This is a genomic window from Streptococcus hillyeri (assembly GCF_003686955.1).
GTDB classification, from domain to species: Bacteria; Bacillota; Bacilli; order Lactobacillales; family Streptococcaceae; genus Streptococcus; species Streptococcus hillyeri.
This window is the reverse complement of record NZ_RCVM01000011.1, coordinates 42683-55961: the sequence shown is the minus strand read 5'-3', so window position 1 is coordinate 55961 and position 13279 is coordinate 42683. Positions and strand designations below refer to the sequence as shown.

Annotated in this window: 13 protein-coding genes; 11 read left to right on the top strand and 2 right to left on the bottom strand. The window is 40.1% G+C overall.

Features of this window, described 5'->3' with window-relative positions; all coding sequences use genetic code 11:
* The first annotated feature begins 16 nt into the window (after nucleotides 1-16).
* The 7 genes from EAF07_RS06505 (at nucleotide 17) to EAF07_RS06475 (ending at nucleotide 7427) form a co-directional block, all read left to right on the top strand.
* On the top strand, nucleotides 17-757 hold the full coding sequence (locus EAF07_RS06505; RefSeq protein WP_121835784.1) for a Stp1/IreP family PP2C-type Ser/Thr phosphatase: 741 nt from the start codon (nucleotides 17-19) through the stop codon (nucleotides 755-757).
* Complete coding sequence (gene pknB / locus EAF07_RS06500; protein ID WP_121835783.1) at nucleotides 754-2643, top strand: Stk1 family PASTA domain-containing Ser/Thr kinase; 1890 nt, start codon at nucleotides 754-756, stop codon at nucleotides 2641-2643. Before EAF07_RS06505 ends, pknB begins: the two co-directional genes overlap by 4 nt.
* A 568-nt stretch (nucleotides 2644-3211) precedes the next feature.
* Nucleotides 3212-3907 carry a cell wall-active antibiotics response protein LiaF gene (liaF, locus tag EAF07_RS06495; protein ID WP_121835782.1) on the top strand — a complete coding sequence of 232 codons (696 nt, stop codon included), beginning with the start codon at nucleotides 3212-3214 and terminating at the stop codon, nucleotides 3905-3907.
* Nucleotides 3904-4911 (top strand): envelope stress sensor histidine kinase LiaS, encoded by a 1008-nt coding sequence (locus EAF07_RS06490; RefSeq protein WP_121835781.1) that lies wholly within the window; start codon nucleotides 3904-3906, stop codon nucleotides 4909-4911. The genes liaF and EAF07_RS06490 overlap by 4 nt, the downstream gene beginning before the upstream one ends.
* Nucleotides 4901-5536, top strand: coding sequence for a response regulator transcription factor (locus EAF07_RS06485; RefSeq protein WP_121835780.1), 636 nt, complete (start codon nucleotides 4901-4903; stop codon nucleotides 5534-5536). The genes EAF07_RS06490 and EAF07_RS06485 overlap by 11 nt, the downstream gene beginning before the upstream one ends.
* A gap of 128 nt (nucleotides 5537-5664) precedes the next feature.
* Nucleotides 5665-7065: a Cof-type HAD-IIB family hydrolase gene (locus EAF07_RS06480; RefSeq protein ID WP_121835779.1), complete on the top strand. Its 1401-nt coding sequence runs from the start codon at nucleotides 5665-5667 to the stop codon at nucleotides 7063-7065.
* Entirely contained in the window at nucleotides 7065-7427 is a 363-nt protein-coding gene (locus EAF07_RS06475; RefSeq protein WP_121835778.1) for a S1 RNA-binding domain-containing protein, read from the top strand. Before EAF07_RS06480 ends, EAF07_RS06475 begins: the two co-directional genes overlap by 1 nt.
* A gap of 282 nt (nucleotides 7428-7709) precedes the next feature.
* Here the strand turns inward: EAF07_RS06475 and cysK are convergent, their stop codons facing one another.
* Complete coding sequence (cysK, locus tag EAF07_RS06470) at nucleotides 7710-8636, bottom strand: cysteine synthase A (RefSeq protein WP_121835777.1); 927 nt, start codon at nucleotides 8634-8636, stop codon at nucleotides 7710-7712.
* Nucleotides 8637-8738: 102 nt separating this feature from the next.
* Entirely contained in the window at nucleotides 8739-9371 is a 633-nt protein-coding gene (locus EAF07_RS06465; RefSeq protein WP_121835776.1) for a YigZ family protein, read from the bottom strand.
* A gap of 44 nt (nucleotides 9372-9415) precedes the next feature.
* On the opposite strand from EAF07_RS06465, the gene EAF07_RS06460 reads away from it, so the two are divergent.
* The 4 genes from EAF07_RS06460 to rplS all read left to right on the top strand — a co-directional run bounded on the left by EAF07_RS06460 (nucleotide 9416) and on the right by rplS (nucleotide 13112).
* A complete protein-coding gene (locus EAF07_RS06460; RefSeq protein ID WP_121835775.1) occupies nucleotides 9416-10708 on the top strand; it encodes an ATP-dependent helicase ComFA in 1293 nt (430 codons plus the stop codon).
* Nucleotides 10705-11367, top strand: a complete 663-nt coding sequence (locus EAF07_RS06455) for a ComF family protein (protein WP_121835774.1) — start codon at nucleotides 10705-10707, stop codon at nucleotides 11365-11367. Before EAF07_RS06460 ends, EAF07_RS06455 begins: the two co-directional genes overlap by 4 nt.
* An 86-nt stretch (nucleotides 11368-11453) precedes the next feature.
* Complete coding sequence (hpf, locus tag EAF07_RS06450) at nucleotides 11454-12002, top strand: ribosome hibernation-promoting factor, HPF/YfiA family (protein ID WP_121835773.1); 549 nt, start codon at nucleotides 11454-11456, stop codon at nucleotides 12000-12002.
* A gap of 762 nt (nucleotides 12003-12764) precedes the next feature.
* The gene (gene rplS / locus EAF07_RS06445; protein ID WP_027971744.1) at nucleotides 12765-13112 is read left to right on the top strand and encodes a 50S ribosomal protein L19; all 348 of its coding nucleotides are present in this window, start codon (nucleotides 12765-12767) and stop codon (nucleotides 13110-13112) included.
* Nucleotides 13113-13279 lie beyond the last annotated feature (167 nt).

The window sequence follows — 13279 nt, the reverse complement described above, 5'->3', positions numbered from 1 at the left end:
TTCAGCGGATACAACTATGAAAATTGCATTACAAACGGATATTGGCTTAAAACGTTCCAATAACCAAGATTTTATCAATAAATACACAAATAAAAGTGATATTACACTGATTGTCCTTGCAGATGGCATGGGAGGCCACCGTGCAGGAAATATTGCTAGTGAAATGGCAGTGACAGACTTGGGGCGCTCTTGGGTTAATACTGAGTTTACAGAACTCAGTGAAATTCGCGACTGGATGTTTGAAGCGATTGAAGCTGAAAATCAAAAAATCTATGAGCTTGGACAAACAGATGATTACAAGGGGATGGGAACAACAGTTGAAGTTGTTGCCTTTCTTGGAAATGTGGCGATATTTGCCCATGTCGGTGACTCTCGCATTGGACTTATTCGAGACGGTCAATATACCCTTTTGACTAGTGATCACTCCTTGGTTAATGCCTTGGTAAAAGCAGGGCAATTGACAGAAGAAGAGGCTGCTGTTCATCCTCAAAAGAATATCATTACACAGTCTGTCGGTCAGGCTGCGCCACTTGAAATTGATGTTGCAGTACAAGTCTTGGAAGCGGAAGACTATCTTCTGATTAATAGTGATGGTTTAACCAATTTGGTGTCTAATCAAATGATTGTTGATATCATTTCAGAAGAAACAAGTCTTGATGTTAAGACCGAGGCGCTTATTGAGCAAGCTAACTTTGAAGGTGGGCTTGACAATATTACCGTTGCCTTAGTTGCGGTCGAAAGTGAGGACGTGGAATGATTCAGATTGGCAAATTGTTTGCTGGTCGGTATCGTATTCTCAAATCTATTGGTCGTGGTGGCATGGCCGATGTATACTTGGCAAATGACCTGATTTTGGACAATGAGGAAGTCGCTATTAAGGTGCTTCGGACTAATTATCAGACGGACCAAGTTGCTGTCGCTCGTTTCCAACGTGAAGCGCGTGCCATGGCAGAACTTTCTCACCCTAATATTGTTGCGATTCGTGACATTGGTGAGGAAGATGGTCAACAATTTCTTGTTATGGAATATGTTGACGGTTCAGATTTGAAGAAATATATTCATGACCACGGACCTTTATCAAATGAAGAAGTCATTCGCATCATGAGACAGGTCTTGTCAGCGATGACGTTAGCTCACCAAAAAGGGATTATTCACCGAGACTTGAAACCTCAGAATGTGCTTTTGACTAGAGATGGTAGAGCCAAGGTGACGGATTTTGGGATTGCGGTGGCCTTTGCTGAAACCAGTTTGACCCAAACCAATTCAATGCTCGGGTCAGTGCATTATTTATCACCTGAACAGGCGCGTGGTTCTAAAGCAACCATTCAAAGTGATATTTATGCCATGGGGATTATGCTGTTTGAAATGTTGACCGGACATATCCCTTACGATGGTGATTCAGCCGTAACGATTGCTCTGCAGCATTTTCAAAAACCATTGCCGTCGATTATAGCAGAAAATAACACCGTGCCACAGGCTTTGGAAAATGTTGTTTTGCGTGCGACAGCTAAAAAGTTGACAGATCGTTACGTTTCGACTTATCAAATGATTAGAGACCTTTCTTCAGCACTGGATTCTGGTCGAGCAAGAGAGCGCCGTTTGACATTTGATGACGGTATGCAATCGAAAACTAGCTTACCTAAAGTTGAAACCAATACAGCTAAAACACCTCGTGATAAGCTATTAAAACCAACCCCAGAACCTGAAATAGGGCAAGCAGCCCCAGAAATCTTGGAAAATCAAGAGCAAGCCTCACAAAAAGTAAACAAGAAAAAACGTCATCCAATCGCAACACTCTTTAAAATCTTTTTAGGAGTTCTGTTGTTGTTTAGTATCCTCTTTGGTTACTTGGCGCTTTCAACGCCACCTTCAGTCACTATTCCTGATATTGTTGGTCAAACGCAGGAAGAGGCAACGCATTCTCTTGAAGATGCTGGTCTGAAGCTAGGAAAAGTTTACGAAATTGATAATGACTCTATTGAGGCTGGAAGAGTGGTCAAAACGAATCCTACAGCAGGGTCAAACCGCAAAAAAGGCTCTAAAGTTGATTTATACGTTTCCTTAGGTCATAAGAGTTTTGAAATGCCAAACTACACAGGTCAAACTTACGAACAGGCTAAAAAAGAATTAATCGAAACTTATCATGTCGCAGAAGAAAATATCAGCTATGAGAATATTGAAGGAACTGAATTTGAGGTAGGAACAATTATTTCTCAAACGCCAGAAGCTGGGACTACTTATACGATTACAGATTCAACAAAAATTGTTTTTAAGGTTGCGACTAAAGATAACATTATCATGCCAAATGTGACGACAGATGAGTCTGGTAATGCACTGACTTACAATCAAGCAGTTACCATATTAACTACTTTGGGAATCTCAGAGTCACGGATTAAATTTTACACTCAGTCTGAAGCCGGTTATGTTGAGGTGAAAAAACCAAGTCGCGGTAGTGTTATTGTTGCTCAAGAACCTTACTATGGAGAAGCGATTTCAGTCAAAGGCAAAGGAGATATAGCTCTGTACATCCAGGGAGATATTACCACAACAACCCTTACTGAAACAACGGCTAGCCACAGTGAATCAGCAAGCGTATCTGAAAATACAACTGTTAGCGAAGCAGAAACGAGTGCGACCAATTAGATAAAAATCCGCCTTAGGGTGGATTTTTTGCTTTTTCCTATGAAACGGCTGAAATTTAACCATAATTCTGATAAAATGAACAATAGTGATGACGATAGGTAATACTCATCCAAAATCAAAATTAGCATTTTAGAACCTCTAATACTTTTGATGGACTACCGAACGAAGTGAGGCTAACATGTTTCTTTCGCTATAGTAGTATTCATATCAGTGACACTGTCCAGTGGACAGTGTCAGCCTGAGCTTAGAAATCAAAAAGCGAGGGGAATTTGTTTGATATGAACGGATTTTTGGGAGAACTACAGAAATTGAAAGTCAATTTCGTAGTAGTTCCCCCCGCAAGGATGATTAGGGTGGACGCTGTCGAGTAGTCGACAAGTACATCCAATCATCTACTGCGATAGAGATAAGCTCAAATCTAGCAATGAAACTCCGTAGGAGGTTTTGATGTTGACTTTGTCAACTCTATTTCCCACCTCCAAAGGTCTCCCAGACCTTTGGAGCGTCCGCACTTTTAAGAAAGAAACAAAAAGTAATTTTTGATTTTTGTTAAGTATAAAGGAGTGACATGAAAAAATTTCATATTTTCTTAATTGTTGAAAGTATTCTTTTAGCAATGGCGATCATGACCATATTGTCTAAGGATATTTCAGCCTTTCTCTTGCTCTTGGTTGTAACCTTACTTTTGCTGAGATTTTATAATCTAGGCAGTCGCAATAATTTTCTTTTGATAGCTAGTTTTTGGCTACTCTTTTTAGTGTTTATGCTAAACCCGTATGTCATTGTTGCCATCTTATTTGGGATGGTTTACATGCTGATTAACCATTTTTCTCAGGTGAAGCAAAAAAATCGTAGAGCCTTAATTCAATTTGAGGAAGAGTTATCTGTCACTTCTACTACCAATCAATGGATTGGTGAGCATGAGCCCCTAAAGCGTACAGGCTTTGCTTTTGATGATATCAATATTATCCGATTGACAGGAAATGATACGATTGATTTGACAGAAGTTATTGTAGCTGGTAAAGACAATCATATTCTCATTCGTAAGATTTACGGACCAACTCAGGTCATTGTACCGATTGATGTTGCCGTTCGCCTAAATGCATCGAGTGTTTATGGCAGTATTACCTTTTTGGACTATCCTGAATACGATTTACGTAACGAAACCATTACCTTAGAAGAAGAGTGTTACAGACAGTCTCATAAGCGAGTGAAACTCGTTGTCAGCGTTCTTGCTGGAAATGTAGAGGTGGTGAGACGATGAAAATTAAAACCATTATGACACTGTTTATCTTCGACATCCTCATTTTAGGGACTGTGACGTTTGTTCTCTTTGATAGTTTGGGCTTAAGTCTCAACATCATTATTTCAAACTTCAATCTGATTTTTAATCTTGGATGGAGTTTGCTATCATTGGCTGTTACGCTAATGGTGATACTGCTCATGGGATGGTTTTTGCTGGATGAGTACAGTAAACGCCAAACCAACTATCAATTGCGCAAAATTTTGGATAATAAGCCAATACGAGAATCAGGTGAAACGGAACTCAGTCAAAATTTGTTGCGCCTCTCAAGTAAGATGAGGCATTTGACAACGAACTTGCAAAAAACGGAAAATGCCTATATCGAAAATAGTGAGGACATTGTTAAGCAAGAAAGACGCAGGATTGCAAGAGACCTTCATGACACGGTTAGTCAGGAATTGTTTGCTTCTAGTATGATGTTGTCAGGTCTATCTCATGTAGCACCGGATTTGACAACGAAGCAGTTGCAAGAACAGCTGAAAACGGTGGAAGGTATTGTCAACGATGCGCAAAATGATTTGAGGATCTTACTCTTGCACTTAAGGCCAACGGAGTTAGAGGGGAAAACTCTCTCAGAAGGTCTGCGCATGATATTAAAGGAATTAACGGATAAGGCTAATATCAAAGTTGATTACCGAGCAGAAGTTTTTGAAATTCCAAAAGCTATCGAAGAAAATCTTTTCAGGATTGCTCAAGAGTTTATTAGCAATACCTTGAAGCATGCCAAGGCTAATCATCTAGAGGTTTATCTCATTCAAGGTGAGAGTGATGTCGAACTCAAGATGATAGATGATGGACAGGGATTTGATTTAGACGCTAAGAGGGAGCTCAGCTATGGACTTAAAAATATTGAAGACCGTGTGGAAGACTTAGCAGGGACGATGAAACTGCTGAGTAGCAAGGGAAGAGGCACTTCCTTGGATATTCGAGTGCCTTTGATGGAAGGAGAAGTGGATGACAATTAACGTACTTTTGGTAGATGATCATGAAATGGTCAGACTTGGGTTGAAGAGTTTTCTTAACCTGCAGCCGGATATTGAAGTGGTTGGTGAGGCTGACAATGGCAGAGTGGGCGTTGAACTTGCTCTGGAATTAAGACCAGATGTTGTGGTCATGGATTTAGTGATGCCAGAACTTGATGGGGTAGAAGCGACTTTGCAAGTCTTGAAAGAGTGGCCAGAAGCCAAAATTTTGGTACTAACATCTTATTTGGACAATGAAAAAATTTACCCAGTCATTGAAGCAGGTGCCAAAGGTTACATGCTCAAAACCTCAAATGCGGCTGAAATTCTTAATGCTATTCAAAAAGTTGCTAAGGGAAATCTTGCCATTGAAACTGAGGTCAATCAAAAATTCAAAGATTATCGGGATGACCCACATCTTCACGATGAGTTAACAGCGCGAGAGCGTGACATTCTAGGGCTATTAGCAAAAGGTTACGACAATCAAACCATTGCTGACGAACTCTTTATTTCCTTAAAAACAGTTAAGACCCATGTCTCTAATATTCTGTCTAAATTAGATGTCGCTGACCGTACACAAGCTGTTGTTTACGCCTTTAAGCATAAATTGGTTCCAGATAGCGAATAAAGGAATTATCTAGACTGTTGGAAATGATGTCAGTTACTCTCACTTACACCTTTTAGGCATAAATATGCTATAATAAGCTATTAGTTGTTTTGACTTAAAACTGAGAAAGGCCTTGGATAATTTTAAAGATGGATGCAAAAACGAAATACAAAGCTAAGAAAATTAAAGTCATTTTCTTTGATATTGACGATACACTCCGTGTGAAAGATACGGGATACATGCCAGAAAGCATAAAAACCGTCTTTGCTGGTCTAAAGAAAAAAGGATTTCTGACAGGGATTGCGTCAGGTCGTGCCATGTATGGTGTTGTTCCAGAAATTCGTGACCTTAATCCAGACTATTTTGTCACGATTAATGGTTCTTATGTCATTGACCGTAAAGGACAAGAAGTTTTCAATCAGCCAATTGCTCCAGAACTTGCCAAAGCATATGTGACTTGGGCAAAAGAGCAGGGCATTGCCTATGGTTTTGCCGGTAAGGACAAGCCAGTCGTTTCCGAACGAAGCAAACTGATTGATGAAGCCATGATTCCTGTTTATGGTGAATGTGAAGTGGCGCCAGATTTCCATTTAGAGAATGATGTTTATCACATGTGGACTTTTGCGGAAAACAATGCAGAGCTTCGATTGCCAGAAGAGCTCGCTAACCAGTTGCGTTTAGTCCCTTGGCATGTGCATTCATCAGATGTTGTCGCAGATGGCATTTCAAAAGCTTCAGGTGTTGGTCAAGTTTTAGACAAAGAAGGTCTGACACCAGCCAATGCCATGATGTTTGGAGACGGTCCAAACGACATGGAAATTTTTGACTATGTTGGTTTCAAAATAGCGATGGGCAATGCTGTCCCAGAACTTAAGGAAAAAGCAGATTACATTACAGACACAGTAGAAGAAGATGGCATTTTTAATGCCTTGGAGAAATTAGGAATGGTAGAAAAAGAATTGAACTTCCCACAATTAGACTTGACCCTTGTTGAAGGACCAGTTGCAACAATTAAAACAAACCATGGTGATATGGTCATCAAACTCTTCCCAGATCATGCTCCACTAACAGTTAAGAATTTTGTGGATTTAGCAAAATCTGGTTATTACGATGGGATCATCTTCCACCGTATCATCAAAGATTTCATGATTCAAGGTGGTGACCCAACTGGAACAGGTATGGGTGGTGAGTCTGTTTATGGCGGTAGCTTCCAAGATGAATTTTCAGATGAACTTTATAATCTTCGCGGAGCCTTGTCAATGGCAAATGCTGGACCAAATACCAACGGTAGCCAATTCTTTATTGTCCAAAATCAAAACCTGCCATACAGCAAAAAGGAAATTGCACGTGGTGGTTGGCCAGAGCCGATTGCAGAATATTATGCTGAAAATGGTGGAACGCCGCACCTTGATCGCCGCCACACTGTTTTTGGACAATTGATGGATGACGCCTCTTACGCTGTTCTTGATGCTATTGCAGCTGTGAAAACAGGTTACTCAGACAAACCAGTAGAAGATGTGGTGATTGAAACCATTGAGGTTGTTGACTAATGAAAATTGGACAAAAATATGAAGGCACAGTATCAGGTCTTAGACCCTACGGCGCCTTTGTGGTTTTAGAAAATGGCATCAAGGGCCTCATTCATATTTCTGAAGTTAAAACAGGTTATGTCGACAGTATTTACAATGTTTTTAAAATTGGTGACCATGTCCAAGTTCAGGTGATTGATTATGATGAATACAGTGGCAAGGCATCATTGTCTATGCGTAGCCTAGAGGAAGAAAAACACCATTTTCCACAACGTCACCGTTTTTCAAACAGTAGAGTGAAAATTGGATTTCAACCTTTGGCAGATAATCTGTCAGATTGGATTGATGAAAGTTTGACTTTCCTGCGAGACAAAGAAAAATAATGTAGTCATTGCATTTTGAAAAAGTTCAGGTTTGTCAAAAAACGTTAAAATTCTACAGGAGGTTTTGACGCTGACTTTGTCAGAATTATTTCCCATTGAGCATCATTATAATGTTTTGAATCAAGAATAGGACAATCAAAAATATGATGGATAGATTTATCTCATACTATCCTGATTAGATAGTGTCCTATTATTAATTCAAACAACTATATAATAAAAAACTCTTAGTTTTGGTGAGAACCAGTTCTAAGAGTTTTTTGGTATTGTCATTGAAAATTGGAATTATTCAAAATCGTAAAGTGCTGTTGAGAGGTAACGCTCACCATTATCTGGAAGAAGAGCGAGTACTTTTTTACCAGCGCCAAGCTCTTTAGCTTTTTCGATTGCTGCATAGATAGCAGCTCCAGATGAAATTCCTACGAGGAAGCCTTCTTTGGCACCGATTAAACGTCCTGTTGCAAGCGCATTGTCAGAAGCGACACGAATAATATCATCGTAAGCGTTTGTGTCAAGTGTATCAGGAATAAAACCAGCTGAAATGCCTTGAATTTTATGTGGCCCAGGTTTTTCTCCAGAGAGTACGGCAGATTCATCTGCCTCAACGGCAAAAATTTGAACTTCTGGGTTTACGGCTTTTAGAGTGTGAGAGACGCCAGAAACTGTTCCACCAGTTCCAACTCCTGAGATGAAGGCATCTAGTCCTGTTTCACCAAATGCTTCAAGAATCTCACGACCAGTTGTTGCTTCATGAATAGCAGGGTTAGCAGGGTTTGCAAATTGTAACGGTACAAAACCATTGCGCTCTTCTGCGATTTCATGTGCTTTGGCAATCGCGCCTTTCATTCCTTCACTACCAGGGGTGAGGACAAGCTCAGCACCATAAGCTTGGATAATTTTACGACGCTCAATTGACATGGTGTCAGGCATAACAATAACGACTTTATAGCCTTTAGCAGCACCAACCCAAGCGAGTCCGATACCAGTATTACCAGATGTTGGTTCAACAATGGTATCACCAGGAGTGATTTTACCATCTTTTTCAGCCTGTTCAATCATGGCTAAAGCAATACGGTCTTTAACAGATGATCCTGGGTTGAAGGCTTCGAGTTTCACATAAACATCAGCAGCCCCTTCAGGAACAATATTGTTCAATTTCACAATAGGGGTTTTCCCCACCAATTCAGTAATATTATTATAAATTTTAGTCATACAGATACCTCACTTTTCTATCGCTATTATAAGGAGAAAAGCGGGTGCTGTAAAATACTAATTTTTTATAGTGGTGATAAGATTTTCTTATCATGGGAAAGATTACTGGACTGGAACTTCTACGATTTGATTTCCTGATTTTTGACAGGTTACCTTTCCAGCGTAAAATTCAGTGAGTTTAGCAATGGTAGTGTCCATTTTTTCCTTGTCAACGTAAATAGTGGTCGTCACATCTGCCCCGAATTGGGTGTCAAACTCTTGAAGCGTTTCAGCTTCAAGGAAGTTTCCAAAGGTTTGATACTGAGAATAGCTGAGCTGGATTTGGAGACCATCTAGTTCTTTAACTTCGACAATTCCGATCTCTGTCAGAGCGTTAGCGACAGAACCAGCGTAAGCACGAATAAGCCCACCTGCTCCAAGTTTAATCCCTCCAAAATAGCGCGTGACCACAGCGACGACATTGGTTAGCCCTTGTTTTTCTAGAACAGTCAGCATCGGAACACCAGCAGTACCTGATGGTTCTCCATCATCTGAAGAACGCTTGAGCTGTCCATCTTGCCCAATAATCATGGCAGAGCAGGAGTGATTAGCTTTGTAGTGCTCTTTCTTAATTTGAGCGATATAATCACGCCCTTCTTCCTCTGTTTCCACACGTTTAAGGTGACAGATAAAGCGCGATTTTTTAATCTCTTCTTCGACAATACCGTCTTTAGCAATTGTTTTATAGTTTTTCATACCCAAATTTTACCATATTTTTAATGAAATCCGAATAGTCAAGTATGGAAGATTTTTACGGACGTTTATTTGTAGCGCATCAACTTTCCGATGAGGAAAAAAGCAGAGCTAAACAGTTACCAGCCATGCTAGAGCAAAAAGGGAAACTCTGTTGTCAGCGATGTGGCAGTCACATATTAACAGACTGGCTGTTGCCAGCTGGTGACTATTATTGCAGGGAGTGTCTTATGTTAGGGAGAAATCGACAAAGCCAGCCTCTCTATTATTTCCCAGCGCAGCCTTTTTCTAAAGAAAAGTATCTGATCTGGCAAGGAACTCTGACGTCGTACCAACAGGAAATCTCAGATGGCATGAAAACTGCTGTGGCTAATAAGGAAAATATCCTTATTCATGCGGTGACAGGGGCTGGAAAGACCGAAATGATTTATGAGACAGTGGCAAGTGTTTTGGAGCAAGGTGGACAGGTTTGTCTAGCTAGTCCACGGATTGATGTCTGTCTAGAACTTCATAAACGCCTTAGCAGAGATTTTTCTTGTCCCATAGCGCTCTTGCATGGTGAGAGTGAGCCTTATACTAGAGCGCCCTTGGTTATTGCAACAACCCATCAGTTGCTTAAATTTTACCAAGCCTTTGATTTACTGATTATAGATGAGGTGGACGCTTTTCCTTTCGTTGATAATGCCATGCTTTATCATGGTCTTAACCAAGCGGTTAAAATTGATGGCGTCAAAGTTTTTTTGACAGCTACCTCAACGGATGCATTGGATAAACAAGTCAAACAAGGAAAGCTTAAAAAGTTAGATTTAGCCAGACGTTTCCACGCCAATCCTCTCGTGGTTCCCAAAATGAAGTGGCTGAGTGGACTGTTATTTAGTCTTCAAAAAGACAAACTCCCTTCAAAATTGTTGAAACAGGTAGCCTCACAAAGAGAAACGGGTTATCCACTTTTGATTTTCTTTCCTCACATTGAGATAGGACAAAGGTTTACTGAAATCTTAACGAAAACATTTCCACAGGAAACTATTGGGTTTGTTGCCTCAACAACAGAAAATCGTTTAGAATTAGTTCAGCAGTTTAGAGATAAAAAGCTGACTGTTTTGGTATCAACCACTATCTTAGAGAGGGGAGTTACCTTTCCCTGTGTAGATGTTTTTGTACTTTGGAGCAACCATAAACTCTATACGCGGTCCTCTCTTGTGCAGATTGGTGGCCGTGTCGGAAGAGCAATGGAGAGACCAACAGGAGAATTGATTTTCTTTCACGATGGCATGACTATAGAGATGGCAAGAGCCATTGCTGAGATTCGCCTGATGAATCAAAAAGGAGGCTTTGCATGACCTGTTTAATATGCGCAGCTGAGCTTAAAAAACGCCCTAGTTTTCAAGAACTATTAACCTTAGCTCCCTCTAAGACCCTGGTTTGCTCCGCTTGTTCCTCGACTTTTGAAAAAATAGCAGAGCAGCATTGCCCCTTGTGTTATAGATATGGGGAAAGCGAGGTTTGTAGCGATTGTCTCTACTGGCAGAAGCAGGGAAAGTCGGTTAATCATCAGGCAATCTATTGCTACAATACTGCCATGAAAGCCTATTTCAGTCGCTATAAATTTCAGGGTGATTATCTCTTACGAAAAGTATTTCTGAATGACTTAAAACTTGCCTTGAAATCTTATCGCGAATATACTCTGGTTCCTATTCCATTAAGTGACAAGCGAAAGGCAGAGCGTGGTTTTAATCAAGTAACAGGATTATTGGATGGTACTGGCTTATCTTATCAAGAATTATTGATAAAAAGAGAGGTAAAAAAGCAATCGGATAAATCTCGTGCAGAACGTTTGCAATCTCAAAATCCTTTTGAGTTAAGGTTCGATAAAGCTTTGCCTGATAAAATCCTTCTCATAGATGACATTTATACAACTGGAATGACTTTACAGTTAGCAGCCCAGCTTTTTCATGAAAAAGGAGTGAAAGAAATAAAAACATTTTCACTAGCACGCTAAAAAGGCTTGCAATTTTTTCTAAAAAGAGTATAATAAAAGTGTAAAAAGAAAGCGCTTTTAAAAAAGCGAGAAAAGAGGTATCTACTATGATTAGATTTAGTATCCGTGGTGAAAATATTGAAGTAACCGAAGCTATCCGTGATTATGTAGAAAGCAAGATCAGTAAGATCGAGAAATACTTCCATGAAGATCAAGAATTGAGTGCTCGTGTTAATTTAAAAGTTTACCGTGAAAAGACAGCTAAAGTAGAGGTAACGATTCCGATTGATTCTATCACGCTTCGTGCAGAAGATGTGTCACAAGATATGTATGGTTCTATTGACTTGGTAGTTGATAAAATTGAACGTCAAATTCGTAAAAACAAAACTAAGATTGCGAAGAAACACCGTGAAAAAGTAGCTACAGGTCAAGTCTTTACGAGCGAATTTGAAGCTGAAGCTGCTGAAGAAACACCAGCAACTAAGGTTGTTCGTACAAAACATGTCACTTTAAAACCAATGGACTTAGAAGAAGCTTTGCTTCAAATGGAATTATTAGGACACGACTTCTTCATTTACACAGATTCTGAAGACAACGTGACAAATGTTCTCTATCGTCGTGAAGATGGTGAACTTGGACTTATTGAGACAAAATAAATAATAATTGAGGGAGGTTGGGACATAAATATCTCAACCTTCTATTTTTAATGGCATTAACAGATTGACGCAGTGGCTGATTGGAAGTCCTAACTGGACACTTTTTCATTTTCAAGTGTCCACCTAAAATAGTCCACTGGACTATTTTACTACCACGCAATCGTTAGCGGCCATCCTATACGAATGTGATGAACTTCGTTCATCTTATTTCCAACCTCCAAAGGTCTCCCAGACATTTGGAGCTGTGCGGATGTGGGAGTGAAACTGTCCAGTGGACAGTTTCAGCCTGAGCTTAGAAATCAAAAAGCGAGGGTAATTTGCTTGATAAGAACGGATTTTTGGGAGAACTACAGAAATTGAAAATCAATTTCGTAGTAGTTCCCCCGCAAGGATGATTAGGTTGGACGCTGTCGATTAGTCGACAAGTACAGCCAATCATCTACTGCGAAAAAGAGACTCAAATCTAGCAATGAAACTCCGTAGGAGGTTGTGATACTGACTTCGTCAGCTCTATTTCCCACCTCCAAAGGTCTCCCAGACCTTTGGAGCGTCCGCACTTTTAAGAAAGAAGCAAAAAAGTAATTTTTGATTTTTGTTAAGTATTAGCAGTTGATAAGGAGATGAATTTTCCCAACATTTGACTTGCAAGCGTCCGCTCTTTTTGCTAAAATAATAAGAGTGTGTAATGGACACACAGAAATTACGGCTAATCCGCTGGGACGACAAACTGCTCTTAAGATTAGTAAGATAGGAGAATAAAAAATGAATCCATTAATCCAAAGTTTGACTGAAGGTCAACTTCGTACTGATATCCCATCATTCCGCCCTGGTGACACTGTCCGCGTTCACGCGAAAGTTGTCGAAGGTAACCGCGAACGTATCCAGATCTTCGAAGGTGTTGTTATCTCTCGTAAAGGTCAAGGGATCTCAGAAATGTACACTGTTCGTAAAATCTCAGGTGGTATCGGTGTAGAACGTACGTTCCCAATCCACACACCACGTGTTGATAAAATTGAAGTGGTACGTTACGGTAAAGTCCGTCGTGCTAAACTTTACTACTTGCGTGCTCTTCAAGGTAAGGCTGCTCGTATTAAAGAAATCCGTCGCTAATTCTAAGATATAAAGACCGTTAAGCGAGCAAAGCAAAAATAGGAGTTTTTGACAATGGACGTTGGCGTTCGTGGAAAAACTGTCTTTTTTGCACAGCTCGTAGGTCGTATTCAGTTCAACTCCTCTAATTTAGAAGAGTTAGGAATAACGTATGGATAAAAATCTGT

Coding starts and splice junctions, on each gene's coding strand:
- EAF07_RS06505 (WP_121835784.1), top strand. CDS start 17: ATGAAAATTGCATTACAAACGGATATTGGCTTAAAACGTTCCAATAAC.
- pknB (WP_121835783.1), top strand. CDS start 754: ATGATTCAGATTGGCAAATTGTTTGCTGGTCGGTATCGTATTCTCAAA.
- liaF (WP_121835782.1), top strand. CDS start 3,212: ATGAAAAAATTTCATATTTTCTTAATTGTTGAAAGTATTCTTTTAGCA.
- EAF07_RS06490 (WP_121835781.1), top strand. CDS start 3,904: ATGAAAATTAAAACCATTATGACACTGTTTATCTTCGACATCCTCATT.
- EAF07_RS06485 (WP_121835780.1), top strand. CDS start 4,901: ATGACAATTAACGTACTTTTGGTAGATGATCATGAAATGGTCAGACTT.
- EAF07_RS06480 (WP_121835779.1), top strand. CDS start 5,665: ATGGATGCAAAAACGAAATACAAAGCTAAGAAAATTAAAGTCATTTTC.
- EAF07_RS06475 (WP_121835778.1), top strand. CDS start 7,065: ATGAAAATTGGACAAAAATATGAAGGCACAGTATCAGGTCTTAGACCC.
- cysK (WP_121835777.1), bottom strand. CDS start 8,636: ATGACTAAAATTTATAATAATATTACTGAATTGGTGGGGAAAACCCCT.
- EAF07_RS06465 (WP_121835776.1), bottom strand. CDS start 9,371: ATGAAAAACTATAAAACAATTGCTAAAGACGGTATTGTCGAAGAAGAG.
- EAF07_RS06460 (WP_121835775.1), top strand. CDS start 9,416: ATGGAAGATTTTTACGGACGTTTATTTGTAGCGCATCAACTTTCCGAT.
- EAF07_RS06455 (WP_121835774.1), top strand. CDS start 10,705: ATGACCTGTTTAATATGCGCAGCTGAGCTTAAAAAACGCCCTAGTTTT.
- hpf (WP_121835773.1), top strand. CDS start 11,454: ATGATTAGATTTAGTATCCGTGGTGAAAATATTGAAGTAACCGAAGCT.
- rplS (WP_027971744.1), top strand. CDS start 12,765: ATGAATCCATTAATCCAAAGTTTGACTGAAGGTCAACTTCGTACTGAT.